We start from the raw sequence: 12,651 nt of genomic DNA on the forward strand, positions 1-12,651 counted from the left end.
TGTAGGTTGTAAATACTAAAGTAGGTTATAACGCTGGTTCACTTCATTACTTAGAAACCGGTGTATAGATCAGGCAGCGCAGCGTCTTCTCGGGATAGCGCAGCTCTGCCGTGTAGGTGCTACCGTCTTTCAGTTTGACCAAGACCGCTACCACTCCGCTTTTGTCATATGCACTGTCTTTAATGATAGAGGAGCTGGTTATCGCACGGGTCTCGCCCTGCTTGTCCACCACAATGGATTTAGCGGCTTGAAGCCAGCTGGAATCCTGGCTAATCTTTTTATTTATAGCTGCTGTAATCGGAGTTCTCTTATAGGACAGATCCACTATCGTGGTATCCAGTACGGTCCCGCTCTTTGCATCCACGAACGTATTATACATGAAATAGGACTTATCCTGAGCCCGCAGTGTCTCTGCCCGGTAAGGTAGAAAATTAACGAACCATTGCCCTTTCGAATCAGGAAAAGGCTTATGATATGAGGTCTGAGCCTGCAACTTAGAGAGATCCACACCGAATAGACGGCTTACGCTCTCTTTTGCTCTGCGTAGGGCTTCATCCTGACTGATGTCCTTCTTATCTGGCTGTGCCACGACAAGATTGAGGCTTACCACATAATTAAAACGGTAATTCCAGTCGATCAATTGCAGCATTTCTTCATCGGTCAGTTCGCGCTTAGGAAATACATAGGTAAATTTGCTTTGATCCAGATAAAATTCGGAGCTCCCTGATTTCAAAGGTAGCTTCTGCTTGGGCCGTAAACCATCGTACTTGTATTGATCATCCAATAACATCCGCCGCTTATTCTCCTGATCCGTAAATTGCCGCGTAAGCTGTTCATCCTTGCCGGTGAGCCTGGCCTTCTCTGCATACTCATTAATCTGCTTAATTTCTTCAGCGGTGACTGTGCGCTCAAAATACGACTTGATCGTCGAGACTGGTGTTTTGGTTGCAACCTTAAGTACCGGGATCTGGCTGCTCGCCAGTTGAACAGCAGGCTTCTGGTTGAGTTCTTGCGTGTAGGAAACGTTCGCTTGAGACACATTCTGGTTCACTGTAGTGTAAGCGACGATTTTGGGCACTGCCAAAGCAGTCAGGGCCAGCAGACCACCGGATATCGCGATCACCCCAAGGGCTGATTTCACATCTTTACTCTTCATTTCTCATAACCTCCATAGTGTAAGTGGGCTTGACTTACATGTACTTTAAGTTACGAATGTTATAAAGTACGAAGCCCCTTGTTATGAAGTTGTAAAATCAGTTACAGACTCGTTCTAAATATTGGAGCCAAGCAACAGATCAAGGATTGGGAAGCATACACTGCCCATGTTGACATAGTCACAATTACTCATAACAGAAATAGCGATTTTTTCATCGGGAAGCAGGAACAGATTGCTTAAGAATCCAGTATCCCAGCCGGAATGTGAGAGAATACGAGAACCTTTATATTCTCCTAGAAACCAGCCCAATCCTATCTGTGCATTTTCCGGATCATAGCCCGTTTGTGCATGAGGTTTCCACATTTCATCATAGCTACCTGGCTGGAGGATTTCATTGCCGTTCCCGGCTGTTCCACCGTTTAGATGAATCAGCAGATATTGGCACATATCTTCGGCATGGGTATATAAAGTGGAGCTAGGTGCATGGGCCCTGTTATATGGAAAAACACTACTAACGCAGCCACCACATTCATGGGTAGCTCCAAGCACATGAGGTGCAGCAATATAAGCTTCAACCTCCTGTTTAAGAAAAGAACTGGACTGCATTCCTGTTGGTTCAAGAATATTTTTTTCCATATACTGCTCGAAGCTCATATCGCTGACTTTTGCTATCATATCTCCCAAGATCTCATATCCTATATTACTATAGGCAAATTTCTCTCCCGGTTGGCTTAACAGCTTGTGGTGACCTATCCCTTTTACATATCGTTCAAGACTTTGTTCGTCGTATTCAGGGCGATCCCACGCGTAATCTTCCTCATCAGGCATACCGGAGGTATGATTCATAAGCTGTCTTATTGTTATATTTTGATACCGCTCATCCTCTAACTTAAAATATGACAGGTATTTAGTGATGGGGACATCCAATTCTACCTTACCACGCTCAACTAATTGCATAATGGCGGTTGCTACGAAGGTTTTGGAGACAGAGGCTTGGTGAAACAAATTGCCACGAACTACAGGATCACCCGTCGATAAATTTGCCGTCCCATATTCACCAGTAAACAGAACTCGGTTGTCCTTTACGATTCCGGCCGCTAATCCCGGAAACTTTTCATTTTCCACAAACTTGATTAGCATTTCATGCAAGATATCCTCTATCTTCTGATTCGTGTACATTTTGTCCTCCCCAATGACAATAAAGCACCATTTTCAATAAATTCACCCATACAAATAATAACATCTTATCGACCCTTTATCTGGTAATAAATAATTATAATCAAATAAACAGTCGCTTACTTGAAAAGGCAGCAATTCATTTTCCGAGCTTCCGAGCCAGCCTCCAATTAGAGGACCCACAACGCGTGGTCTTTCTACCTTGCTAATAATATCCATGAATCGTCTTCGCCTGCCCTTCAACAACCATAGATTTTACGGCTGAAACAGACGGCTGCCGCAGCTTGATAACCTCTAAAGCCTCAGTAACGATAGCATCCGCGGCTGATTTCCGGGAAAAGTTCTTCATATCCTGCACCTTTCCATCCCTGTACCCCAGATGCTCCAATCTCTGAAGCTGCTCTACTAACTGCTCCTCGTTTCGGGCAATCTCTATTAAATTGTGCTCAGACAACCATTCTGCATTGCCTGCCTCCTGACCGGGGAGCGGACGATAGACAATTACAGGAAGTGCTAGAGCCATCGCCTCAGTCAAGGTAATCCCCCCTGCTTTGGTCAACAGACAGGAGGATATGCACATTAGCTCCTGCATTTCTTCTGTATAACCCCGTATGTGAACCCGAGGATTCTCTTGAAAAAGCTCTTCCGTAGCCATCTGGAGCTTATGATTATTCCCGCACAATACCATTACATCGAAGTTTGATTGCTGCAGCGCCCTTATTATTAAATGGTTAATATCACTCAACACGCCGTAAGCCCCTGCCGCAAGTAATAGATAATGTCGATTTCCATCTAGTCCATGCTTACGTAAAAGGCCTTCACGTTCCTGAGTCTGTTCAAAAGCTTCACGAATCGGAATCCCGCTAACCACAAGCTTTTCTTCAGCAATACCTAATGACATCAGTTCTGCTTTCATACTTTCCGTAGCAATAAAATACTTCGAGGTTTGTGGATGAAGCCACCTGCCATGAACCACATAATCCGTCATGACAGTGAAAAGGGGGATTCGTCTTCCCTTTGTTGATGCAAGCTCAGCAGCGGCCAAATAGGGAAAGGTATGAATGATAATATCCGGTCCAATCTCGTCGATGATCCTTTGCACTTTCCGCTTGCCCATAGAATGAATCCATTTACCCATGAACTGGTCTGGTTTAATCTTGCTCGTCAACTTGTACACTAATCCATAAAATTCTTGAGTATAACCTGTGCTGTTCAGATAGAATCTGCGGGACAGCTCATTCAGACTAGGGTAGACTGCAGCGAAAAGATCCAAGGTAACAATCCGGCTGATCCCTCTACGTCTAAAAGAATGATCAATTGCTTCTGCTACTTTGATATGCCCGTCTCCAAATGCCGAAGTTACAATAAGTACTTTAGGATCTGTGTTCATGAGAAAGCTCCTTTTTCGCTTGGCCTTCTCTAACTCTAACTCTGAATCGTAAACAGATAGTGATGAGATCCTCAACTGAATATTAACTTCATGATTTTCTATAGAGCGAAGCAAACGAAGAAATCCGCAGAAAAAAACACAGTGCATCAACCTCCAGTAACGATAGGATTAATGTTCTGTGTTTAGTTAAAGGCAAACTGTGTCCGAAAGCATCTTCGAACGTGTAATATGATCAAATTAAATGAAAGTTGGTGTCTGAGTAAATAAAGTTTTAGACTGCCGCTGGTTTATTGAACTAACGTGTCCCGTTAGCTCAATTGATTACCTTTGAAAAGTGAGTCTGTATTTGATATATATCCATAAATGAAAAATGTATTATTTTCTTCTCTATACGGAATTCTTAATTCATGTAAAATCGAAAGAAATTCTTTACTTATGTCAATTAATTCAGGAGGAAGCAGATTCCCCTTGTGCTTCTGATACCTTGGTCTAACCCGTATCCATTCTACAGAAAAAAAAGGTGAAAGTCCTTCTATCCAATCCCCTAAATACCAGACGTCGTTTTCGAAGTTCTCTGGATAAAGTATATCGTCTAATACATACTTAGCTTGATATGGAGGGGTAAAAGGTAGTTTATTTAGTACATCACTTTGTAAGTTTCCCCACTTAGTGTCATTCATAACTGAACATAATTGTTTCTGTGTAATAACTTCATGTACCCTTTTTTTAAAATCCTGTTCAAAACCCACAATTAAAAATCCTCCTGAATAACAACATAAATCCCACGCTGACCTGCCCGTGTGTCGTTATTGAGTTATCGTTATCCGTTAACTTAATACAAAATGGCTGCTCGGCTATTACATATTCAAAATTAGTCAAGTTTAATAATCTTATCAAAGCAGTATGAATCTTTGTCATAGCCATTATGCACATAGAAAGCATGGGCGTCGGTTCGCTTAAATCCGCTACATAAAATAATACTTGATATTTCCATTTCTTTAGCGTAATTTTCAGTGTATCTTAGTAGTTCTGTACCTATCCCATTATGCTGTAATTCCTTTTTAACAGCAAGCCCTTGAATATGTAGATAACCATTCGAAGACCCTACGGATAACGCCTGAACTATAGTGACAAAACCAACCACATCATTTTCAAATAATGCAACGAATGTTTTGTAATTTCCAGCCTTATTCATGTTTTCCATAGTAACTCGAAAGTTTTCAATATTAACATTGCGAACGCCAAGTACATCATTCCATAAAAAAACAACTTCAGTATAATCATTTGCTACAACTTCTCGTATTTTAATTTCCATCCCCCCCTTTATAGAAATATTCAAGCAAAGGATTCGACAATTGATGAAGCAATCCTGCCCGTAACTTTAACAAATAAAAGAGGAGCATTGTCATGGCAATGCTCCTCAGCTATCGTTTCCCGTAAGCTTTATAGATTGCCTCTTTTTCAGCCTGCAATCATTAGAATCCATTCTCTCATTAGTTTGTTGTTTTATAATATTCTGATAAAATGCCCTCTAAAACTTGCTTATAATCATTTTTATTATAAGAAGAGTTATCAACTTTTATCTTGGTAATGTTTAATCTGTTAAAAATTTCTTCTTCCAGTTCCCTTCTTGCTTTAAGAACCTGCAGTGTTCCATCTAACCCTTTATAATTTTGTTCTTTTCCATACCCTTGGTTCGTGTAATATTCAATAAATCCCTCTGACCATTCCTGAGGTCTTTCCTTTACAGCCTTTCTGAAAGAATGATCAAGATCATTCTGCTGTACATATATCAACAATGGATTCAATCGCTCTACAATTGTTGCCAGTTCAATAACATAACTTATAACGTCTTCCTTCTTCGCACCATGTTTAATCATGCCTATAGTTACAGGGTTTTGTATAAAACAACAATCAAAAACAAAGGTGTCTGCGCCATACAAAACACGATCCGCAAACTTCTTCCATCTTTCTGTTATCAGTTTCCTATTTTGATCTAGCGGCAATTCATAAATATCATGTTTAAAAACTGCGTGATGCAATTCATCTGGAAAACTTGACCAGACTTCATTTTTTATTTTCCGATATTCCAGGAAGTAATCGTTACCTTGTTTAATCATTAGATTACTCAACAAATCTTTAAACTTTTTATGGGTATTCAATAATTCATCGCATTCGGTTTTCTTAAAGAAAGCGACTCCATCATAATCAGCAGGATGTTCCAGATTTCCTTCTAAAAAAAGCTGGGATGTAATGTTCACTTCCGTAAGAATTTCATGAACTTGCTGAGCAGTTGTTGTTTTACCAGATCCTGGAATTCCCTCAATCAAGACTAACTTCGATCGCATAACAAAGTTCCTCCACTCGCTAGTAGAAGGATAAACAGGTAGGAATCAATAGAGATGCTGTTATGCTGTTTCCCACGAATAAAAGCGGATACCATCAGGTATCCGCAGGATGGGTATATGATACACCTTTTCCTGCATACCCTATAAGATTAAAGAAAAGCATACCTAATAAATAGTGTAGTCACTATTTCAGGCATCCTTTCAAATTGTTAATCTTTACAGAGTATTCCACATGATAAGTTTATGCTCCTTTGTTTGCATCTCTATTGTTTAGATTAACAGTAAGCATAGGTAAATACAATCAGGGACTTTCTAAACAATCCTGCCTGTTAGCTTAATAAAAAGAGCAGGATACCGAAGCACCTGCTTATCAAAGTAATGTATTATTCAACTATCGTTCTCCGTTAGTTGAATCCACCCGTGGAATGTAAAACTTGGCCGGTAATCCACTCCCCATCATCGCTGGCTAAGAATGCAACCAGACGAGCTGCATCCTTAGGCAATCCTACTCTACCTGTTACAAATTGCTTAGATAACTGCTGTCGTAGGTCAGGAGTCATCCAGCCGGTGTCTGTGGGTCCAGGATTTATCGCATTTACGGTGATGCCTTTCGGTCCCACCTCTGCTGCAAAAGTTCGTGTGAAAGCATCTATTGCCCCTTTCGTTGTGGCATAAGAGATTTCCCCAGCCATGGGACCTAGTGATTGGCCCGATGTCATATTAATAACTCGACCACCTGCCGATTGCGTAAACCGTCTAGCGAATTCCACACTAAGCATAGTTACCGCCCTAACATTAATTGCGTAGTGTGCATCCAAAGACTCTGGGGTAATCGTGGTTAAGTCATCGTTAACCGAATAACAAGCATTGTTAACAAGAATGGAAGGTTCTCCCAGCTTCTGCTCAACGTTATTTAATAAATCCACAAAGCTTTCAGGTACAGAAAGATCCATCATTAGGTGTTCGCAACGAACGCCCATGGAACGTATTTCCTCACAAAGTTGCTTTTGCTCCTCGTTATTGCTACCCCAGGGCATCTGTTGATCGTAACTAACCCAGTGTGTAAAAAATACATCAGCGCCTAGATAGGCCAACTCTTTGCATACTGCAGCACCGATTCCTGTGCTGCGACTTGCACCTGTTACTATTGCGATTCGACCTGTTAATCTGCCAAGTGTAGTATTCATGGGTCTTTTCTCTCCTTTTTATTTTGAAGTTGCATTAAACTGCGGTGACTATTGTGCAAATCTGCCCGTTACTTCAATGAAAACAGCAGGCTACCGTAGCGCCTGCTCATTAACGTGTATTATTCAACTAAAGTTCCCGTTAGCTCAATAGTCATATGTTTTAATTAGAGTCGCTGCTTATAGTTGTGAGGCTTGCCAAACACCTAACGCAGTGACGTCCCGACGGGCTTAGGGGGCTGGATGTGGTCACTCGCTTCTCAGAGTGACCCGGAGCGTCAATATGGTGTTAGCCGAAGGAAGTTCTGGAAGCAGCCATTGCATTTAAGACGTTCTCAAAATAGCTACATACTTCATCTGCAATTCCCAGAAACTCTTCAACAAGTACATTACTATCCAAGTAACAAGCATACAGATAATCAACTAAAGCGGAGTCAATCTCACAATAGTTTAATAGGGCATTCTTCATCTTAATAATGTCATCTTGCCATACACCTGTATCTTCTAAAACCAAAGAGTATAATGCACGAATTAATCTCTTAGAGTAACCTTTAATATATCTAGTTTTCATTGTGTTATCACTAGCATTAGAAAGTAAACTATGTATACGATCTATTTCCTCCTTGGTCTCTGTATTTAAGTCTAAAATGAACTCTGGAGAAATAATTATCGGTGGTACTTTTTCACCAACGTCATGACCATATATGCAAACACAAATTATCTTTACCCAAAAACCCCACTCATTTGGTTTACTTAATACATCGTCAATCGAGCAAATTATCGTATCAATCTTAGTTACTATTGGATATTCTTCCAAAAGCCTGTCTTTAATATTTGACAATCTTTCGTAATCAATATCTTTGGGATTTACACATACAATAGTAAAGTCTGCATCTGACTTAAAAGGTTTAGCAGTTCCTTTTGGAATCGAGCCACACATATAAATGCTATGAATCTTACCTTTGAATTCGGTAAGTATATTATCTATATACTTATCAACAAAATCCTTATATTCACTTTGTATTTCAATTCTATTTATAACTTTTTCTAATATCATATAGACTCCTCCTAAACTAAGAACTTCTTTCGGCTAACGCCTTTTTGCGAACTTCGTAAATTCGTCATGACTTAAGTTATTCGCGAAATCATTCAACTATCCTGCCCGTTAGCTTTAATGAAAAAGCAGCCGGTTGTTTGAGCGGCTGCTTACATGTTTTTATTAAATTAACGTTTCCCGTTAGTTTAATACCTTGGTGTATAAACATGGTCTGTATCTGTATCAATTACGAAATCAATCCCAATCCCTTCTTTGTATGCTTCATGAATTAATTCAAATTCAAATAGTCTGCAAAAGATGGCTGAAATATCATTTATGTTTGTGCAATGACTTTTGGCAATAATGTACATATTTCTTAATTCTATAATTGAACATGTTTTGCCTTTAAGCAGTACATTCTCAAAGTAACCATCAATTTCGATTATCACATCAATCACTGCTGGTTTCTAACCAGCCTATAAGCTCATAGTTTTTTACTTTCATCGGCTGTACTTAGATTCCGAAGTGAATAATCAATTGGTTATTGGCTGAAGCTTTGGCAGCCAAGTCAATTAATACTTCTAATTCACTTTGCATTGTTTCTCGTTTCAACCAATTTCTCGTCTGTTCCCAGTAGCCCTCTTCATTCTCTTCTTCTTTCCAATAGTATCTCCCCTTAAACTAAAAGTGTCTGGGGCTTCTCCGATTAGTTCAAGCCATTTATCTAATATCTTTATTAGCTTCTCTGCTCCAAGCTTATTAATAACGGTTACGCCATAGTAATTTAACCCTTTGTGACTTACTTTTGTTTCAGGGTTATATGAAGGTAACCAGTTCAAAAAATCCGTCATGTATTGAATAGTCTCATCTAATACTACAGACTTCTCAGCCCATGTATACCGATTATTTCTGTACCATTCATATCTGTTATTCAAATCAAAATCAACGTTAAGAAGAAAAAATTCGTGGGTTAAACTCATACAAATCACCTGGGATGACCCGTGTTAATTTATTGGTCTTACATAAACTATATTAGCACATATCAGAACTAAACTACCCGTTAGTTCAATGAAAAAAGCAGGATACCTTAGCTCCTGCTCATCAATTTGTATTATTCAACTATCGTGTCCCGTTAGCTTAATGAATTTTACCGAATGTCCCGATGCGTTATTATGGTGTTATGTGTGTTCCTACCTTCTAAAGAATATACATAATCTATATGTTTTCTAACAAAACCCTCAACTTTTCTTTTTTGATGTATTTTGAATCCAACACTCTCATACATTTTTTGAGCAGGTATAAAGTCGATATTAGTAGTTACAACAATTTTCCTAACATCATTTTTTATGATTCTATTAACAGCTTCTTGGAGTTGCATTTTACCATAACCATTGCTTTTTTGTTTTGTAGCAATACAATTATGTCCGATTTCCACATAATCAGGTACATTTCTTGGGTCCCATGAAACAAAACCAATTGCTTCATCGTTTAATGTAGTAATAAACCCACTTTCATCTGCAATCTGTAAATTATCAAAGAAGAAATTATCAAATTCCTGCCAATCTGAACTACAATTTTGTTCATATCTGCAATCAAATAAATAAGCATCTGTCAACAATTCAAAGATTAACCCACGGTTAAAATCACTTACTTTTCTAAATTTTATACTCATACATTAATCTCCTTTTCTTTGCTTAGATGTAAATTTCAATTTCTTGTCAATATATTTTCGAAATATTTTAGCTTGTATGTCGTATAACGTTTATTACACGATACCGAGTGGCTTAAAGTGATGTAAAAAGATAAGTGAAGGCATAACGTTATATTCACGGAGTTCGTAAATTACTCCATCTCAAAAAGAATTCGAGAAACGATTGAACTATCCTGCCTGTTAGCTTAATAAAAAGAGCAGAATACCGAAGCACCTGCTTATCAATGTAATGTATTATTCAACTATCGTTTCCCGATAGTTGAATGCTCAAAAAAAGGGTTCTTTTTCAAATAAAAGACGGTCAATTTCTCGCTGGTTCAGTTTCTCCTTTAGCTCAGGTAAAGTGACATCGCGGAATTGTTTTTGTTCCTCTTGTTGTCTCATACCAGCGTATAGGTGGCTTTTGTATAGCTAAAACCAAGCCGTTCAGCATTCTAGGGATTCCTTTTAGGGTATATTTCTCGCCGAACTCGCGAAGGACCCATGCACGAACGTCCAAGTGCATTTCGCTTCGAATCTAGCATCCACCGTTCTTTGCTTGGCAATGGTCTCCTTCAGCCGTTCTTCTTGTTCGTCAGGAAGTTTTCGGATTCCTCCAGGATACACACCAAATTCAAGGCCCTGAAGTCCCAGCTTGCGTTAAGCGTTCCAAAATACCCGCTGAGGGCAGGAAATAATTTGTCCAAAATGTCTACAATTTCGGTTAACGCATGTCTTTCCAAATGCCACCGGAAATACATAGAGAAGAATTGGAGATTTAATGCATAAGGAAATTAACATTATCGTAAAATGATGTTCACATGTACTTTAAAAGGTATTATTATAAAATTAGGAAAATAGAACATTTTATAGTGGGATCTTTTCCTTTACGAACCTTATCGATTCGTTCAACATTTTTGTGAATATAATGTTTTAAAGTAGGACATATTTACTGGTAAAGAAAGGTTGGGGATAGTATGTTTAAAAAAATAGGCTTAATAGCCTTTGCAGTGACTATTATTTCAGGAGTGGTGTTAATATCCAATTCAAAAGCAGACACCTATCCAGAAATGGTAACCGTAAATAAGACAGATGAACATCCTGTTAACACTAATTTTTCAACAAATAACGTGGAATCCGTAGAATCTGTAAAAGAATCCGTAGAATCAAAAATCGCAAAAGGGTATTATAGTCAACTATATACACCTCATGGCATGTTCTTGCGAGCAGATAAACAAAGTATCTTTAAGGAATCGGAGATAGCAAGAAATTTAGATCAAATCGGACCTAATACGAATCAACTAATTTTTGAAGGCAAGTTTTTTTTAAAAGTAGATGAATCAACATTTTCGAAATTTTATCCCAATTCGTTACTCATAAATGAAACAAATGAAAACCCGACTGATGCTGATATTCCAACAAGTTCATCAAAATAGCAAGTCATAAAGAAGGAGCCGTTGTTTTTCGACAATGGCTCCTTCTTCGCTTTCATGTTTTACTTAATTATTGATAGATCCATAACCACTAACATCCGTATTCCCAATATTTTATATTTGCGTCTCTCTTCCCTTATAAAATATTTTCAAGTTCAATATATATAGCTATATTTAAAAGCTCCGTTTCAGTCACGTCCATATCTATTTTCCTACGTTAATCTGCCCGTTAGCTTAACGGAACTTCGATATTATTGTTATTATCTGATTTAGGATGAAGACGATTTTCTATTACAAAAAAATGATTGAAAATACCTACTACTCGTATTTTATTATCTGCCTCTCCAAAAATTTTTGTTTCTGCTGTCATAAAAATAATCTGATGTGTGAGACTTGATGATTTCAAGTCATTAATAGTATGAAAGCAATTTGAGCTTTCGGAACTGTCACATTTAAGACCATGAACCTTATGGAGGTAATTATCATAATATTGACTACTTGGTTTTGTATAAGCCATCACAAATAATAATATGGAAACGATTAGAAAAGCATATTTCTTCTTGATAAAGGCACCTCATCTCTTATGGATAATCGTACCATATAATACCGCATTTAACTGCCGAATAGTGCTTTTGAATACACTTATATCCACGTTTGAAACGATTTATTGACCATCTTAACATTGTTCATTTTTGCCCAACTCTTTAAATCCGAGATACCTCTATCTTCATCCTTTAAATACCTAAATGCCATATCCAATGGGACGATCTTCCTCCTGTAAGGTAATATCCCAATAACAGGTTTAAAGTACCCCCTGGTCATTATCACTTTAATATCCTTTGAATTAATAATATTTCCATTTAATAAAATTTGCTCATTGGATAGGCATAACTCCGTTGGTTTCTTAAAAAATGTTCTGTACAATGCGAGTAACAATAAAACTAAACACAAAAGAACCACAGTTAACGAAGCGTAGAATACCCCCCTCTGATTCCATAATCTCAATACAAGAATAGATTGACTCGATATAATAGCAATCATGCCTATAATAGTTCCAATTCTTGATGGATTCTTAACTGGATATTTTATTTCCGTCAACATGGCTCCCCCCTGTTCAAATCCCATACCTTAGAATACCACATATTGGAAGTATCCTGCCCGTTAGTTGAACATAGGCAGCCGATCCATTGACCGACTGCCTGTGTGTCGTTATTGAGTTATCGTTTCACGTTAGCGTA

13 protein-coding genes are annotated in these 12,651 nt (G+C 38.3%); 1 reads left to right on the forward strand and 12 read right to left on the reverse strand.

Features of this window, described 5'->3' with window-relative positions; all coding sequences use genetic code 11:
• Nucleotides 1-46 precede the first annotated feature (46 nt).
• The 10 genes from MKX34_RS23215 to MKX34_RS23260 form a co-directional block, all read right to left on the reverse strand.
• The gene (locus MKX34_RS23215) at nucleotides 47-1,156 is read right to left on the reverse strand and encodes a hypothetical protein (protein ID WP_038572617.1); all 1,110 of its coding nucleotides are present in this window, start codon (nucleotides 1,154-1,156) and stop codon (nucleotides 47-49) included.
• Nucleotides 1,157-1,270: 114 nt separating this feature from the next.
• Nucleotides 1,271-2,335, reverse strand: a complete 1,065-nt coding sequence (locus tag MKX34_RS23220) for a serine hydrolase domain-containing protein (protein WP_076296294.1) — start codon at nucleotides 2,333-2,335, stop codon at nucleotides 1,271-1,273.
• A 202-nt stretch (nucleotides 2,336-2,537) separates the two neighbouring features.
• Entirely contained in the window at nucleotides 2,538-3,722 is a 1,185-nt protein-coding gene (locus MKX34_RS23225; RefSeq protein ID WP_036683080.1) for a glycosyltransferase, read from the reverse strand.
• A gap of 308 nt (nucleotides 3,723-4,030) precedes the next feature.
• Nucleotides 4,031-4,471 carry a DUF6678 family protein gene (locus MKX34_RS23230; protein ID WP_051491267.1) on the reverse strand — a complete coding sequence of 147 codons (441 nt, stop codon included), beginning with the start codon at nucleotides 4,469-4,471 and terminating at the stop codon, nucleotides 4,031-4,033.
• Between the two features lie 122 nt (nucleotides 4,472-4,593).
• Complete coding sequence (locus tag MKX34_RS23235) at nucleotides 4,594-5,037, reverse strand: GNAT family N-acetyltransferase (RefSeq protein WP_038572621.1); 444 nt, start codon at nucleotides 5,035-5,037, stop codon at nucleotides 4,594-4,596.
• Between the two features lie 178 nt (nucleotides 5,038-5,215).
• Nucleotides 5,216-6,070 (reverse strand): hypothetical protein, encoded by an 855-nt coding sequence (locus tag MKX34_RS23240; protein ID WP_038572623.1) that lies wholly within the window; start codon nucleotides 6,068-6,070, stop codon nucleotides 5,216-5,218.
• Between the two features lie 404 nt (nucleotides 6,071-6,474).
• Nucleotides 6,475-7,257, reverse strand: a complete 783-nt coding sequence (locus MKX34_RS23245) for an SDR family oxidoreductase (RefSeq protein WP_076296293.1) — start codon at nucleotides 7,255-7,257, stop codon at nucleotides 6,475-6,477.
• Between the two features lie 286 nt (nucleotides 7,258-7,543).
• Nucleotides 7,544-8,311, reverse strand: a complete 768-nt coding sequence (locus MKX34_RS23250; protein ID WP_076104334.1) for a nucleotidyltransferase domain-containing protein — start codon at nucleotides 8,309-8,311, stop codon at nucleotides 7,544-7,546.
• 587 nt (nucleotides 8,312-8,898) lie between these two features.
• Nucleotides 8,899-9,270 (reverse strand): hypothetical protein, encoded by a 372-nt coding sequence (locus tag MKX34_RS23255; protein ID WP_076296292.1) that lies wholly within the window; start codon nucleotides 9,268-9,270, stop codon nucleotides 8,899-8,901.
• A gap of 167 nt (nucleotides 9,271-9,437) precedes the next feature.
• Nucleotides 9,438-9,962, reverse strand: coding sequence for a GNAT family N-acetyltransferase (locus tag MKX34_RS23260; RefSeq protein WP_076275070.1), 525 nt, complete (start codon nucleotides 9,960-9,962; stop codon nucleotides 9,438-9,440).
• A 995-nt stretch (nucleotides 9,963-10,957) separates the two neighbouring features.
• Here MKX34_RS23260 and MKX34_RS23265 point away from each other — a divergent pair.
• A complete protein-coding gene (locus MKX34_RS23265; protein ID WP_076275068.1) occupies nucleotides 10,958-11,416 on the forward strand; it encodes a hypothetical protein in 459 nt (152 codons plus the stop codon).
• Between the two features lie 226 nt (nucleotides 11,417-11,642).
• Here the strand turns inward: MKX34_RS23265 and MKX34_RS23270 are convergent, their stop codons facing one another.
• Together MKX34_RS23270 and MKX34_RS23275 are read right to left on the reverse strand one after the other, a co-directional pair.
• Nucleotides 11,643-11,783: a hypothetical protein gene (locus MKX34_RS23270; RefSeq protein WP_155288165.1), complete on the reverse strand. Its 141-nt coding sequence runs from the start codon at nucleotides 11,781-11,783 to the stop codon at nucleotides 11,643-11,645.
• Between the two features lie 272 nt (nucleotides 11,784-12,055).
• Entirely contained in the window at nucleotides 12,056-12,514 is a 459-nt protein-coding gene (locus tag MKX34_RS23275) for a hypothetical protein (protein ID WP_038572627.1), read from the reverse strand.
• Between the last annotated feature and the right edge of the window lie 137 nt (nucleotides 12,515-12,651).

The organism is Paenibacillus sp. FSL R5-0636, from assembly GCF_037974255.1.
In the GTDB taxonomy this organism is placed as follows: Bacteria; Bacillota; Bacilli; order Paenibacillales; family Paenibacillaceae; genus Paenibacillus_AQ; species Paenibacillus_AQ odorifer.

Coding starts and splice junctions, on each gene's coding strand:
- MKX34_RS23275 (WP_038572627.1), bottom strand. CDS start 12,514: ATGTTGACGGAAATAAAATATCCAGTTAAGAATCCATCAAGAATTGGA.
- MKX34_RS23220 (WP_076296294.1), bottom strand. CDS start 2,335: ATGTACACGAATCAGAAGATAGAGGATATCTTGCATGAAATGCTAATC.
- MKX34_RS23215 (WP_038572617.1), bottom strand. CDS start 1,156: ATGAAGAGTAAAGATGTGAAATCAGCCCTTGGGGTGATCGCGATATCC.
- MKX34_RS23235 (WP_038572621.1), bottom strand. CDS start 5,037: ATGGAAATTAAAATACGAGAAGTTGTAGCAAATGATTATACTGAAGTT.
- MKX34_RS23245 (WP_076296293.1), bottom strand. CDS start 7,257: ATGAATACTACACTTGGCAGATTAACAGGTCGAATCGCAATAGTAACA.
- MKX34_RS23250 (WP_076104334.1), bottom strand. CDS start 8,311: ATGATATTAGAAAAAGTTATAAATAGAATTGAAATACAAAGTGAATAT.
- MKX34_RS23260 (WP_076275070.1), bottom strand. CDS start 9,962: ATGAGTATAAAATTTAGAAAAGTAAGTGATTTTAACCGTGGGTTAATC.
- MKX34_RS23265 (WP_076275068.1), top strand. CDS start 10,958: ATGTTTAAAAAAATAGGCTTAATAGCCTTTGCAGTGACTATTATTTCA.
- MKX34_RS23225 (WP_036683080.1), bottom strand. CDS start 3,722: ATGAACACAGATCCTAAAGTACTTATTGTAACTTCGGCATTTGGAGAC.
- MKX34_RS23270 (WP_155288165.1), bottom strand. CDS start 11,783: ATGACAGCAGAAACAAAAATTTTTGGAGAGGCAGATAATAAAATACGA.
- MKX34_RS23240 (WP_038572623.1), bottom strand. CDS start 6,070: ATGCGATCGAAGTTAGTCTTGATTGAGGGAATTCCAGGATCTGGTAAA.
- MKX34_RS23255 (WP_076296292.1), bottom strand. CDS start 9,270: ATGAGTTTAACCCACGAATTTTTTCTTCTTAACGTTGATTTTGATTTG.